The organism is Thermogutta sp., from assembly GCF_014359955.1.
GTDB lineage: Bacteria > Planctomycetota > Planctomycetia > Pirellulales > Thermoguttaceae > Thermogutta.
Map to the genome: position 1 here is coordinate 1 of NZ_JACIYL010001083.1, position 1,115 is coordinate 1,115.

A 1,115-nucleotide genomic window follows, 5' to 3' on the forward strand; every position below is an offset into this window, starting at 1 on the left:
AAGCCCCCCGCAGCAACGACACGTCCCAGCTCACCGGGCATCTTGGGACGCCAATCGGCTTTACCACCCAGCCGCCGCAGCCACAAAACGGCTACAGCAGCAAGCGGCATGAGCGCCCCATGGGAGTATTGTTCGCCGCGCCAGGAAATAGCCGCCTCGGAAAGGGCGTTCCAGTAGGCCCAGGTCAACAGGGCCAACAGAATCCCAAGCAACCACGGCCGCCAGCTTTCGATCGTTTTTGGTGCTGCTTCCACCACGTGTCGTTTTCCGCGTGCCCAACTGCTCAACGGCGATTATCCACGGTCATCACCCAATTTTCACGACACAAGCCCATTTATCACGGTAGTTGGCACACTCATTGTTGGCAAGAAGGAAAGCCAGCGGCGACGACCGAAGAGCTGCGATCGCCAACGCGAGCGGAAACCCACCTTCCCGACCGAGCCTCCACCGTCGGCATCTCATGGTCTATCCGAGGTTGACTGGTGCGTGCGAAGAGCGCCCCGTTGATTAGATGAAGAAACTTACCAGCTTTCCTCCCCTCCGTCGTCCCAACCTGTTTCTTTAAAATGCTGCCGATCGCGTTCCTTTCCCGATCGCCGGGAACTTAGCCGGTCTCGGGTCACAGCGGACGGTTTCCGCTTGGTGAGACAACACAGGAAGAAGCCTCCCATCTCCGAAGTGGGAAGGATCCGCACCGACCTGGCCACTTCCGGCAGAAAACTCTGACCTTCCCATTCCGTAAGCCCCGGCGTCCAGTTGGAAATCGGAAGCGAAACAGGAATGACCTCCAGTTCGTCTGGCAATATTCTGAGGGTGTGATCGACAACGGCCTCATTTTCCTCGGGTGCGAACGAACAGGTACAGTACACAATGAGACCACCCGGCTTGGCTGCTTTCACGGCCGACACCAGCAATCCCCGCTGCTTGCGCGAGCACTCGGCAATTTTTCGGAGGCTCCAGCGGGCGTACGACTCCGGCTCCATGACGTGGAACCGCGCCTCCGATGAACACGGGGCGTCCAGTAACACGCGATCGAAGCGATTCGGAGTTTTATGACCCACCGATCGACCGTCCATCAGATAGGTGTCCACAATTTCGACACCGGCCGTGCGAAG

At 58.6% G+C, this 1,115-nt stretch carries 1 protein-coding gene and 1 pseudogene; both read right to left on the reverse strand.

Translation table 11 applies throughout. The annotated features are described in order from the left end of the window. The coding region (locus tag H5U08_RS19525; protein WP_366494938.1) for an archaeosortase/exosortase family protein at positions 1–257 on the reverse strand (257 nt) is incomplete at its 3' end. Positions 258–521: 264 nt separating this feature from the next. Next, positions 522–1,115 (reverse strand): annotated as a pseudogene (locus H5U08_RS19530) (hypothetical protein); the annotation flags it as partial.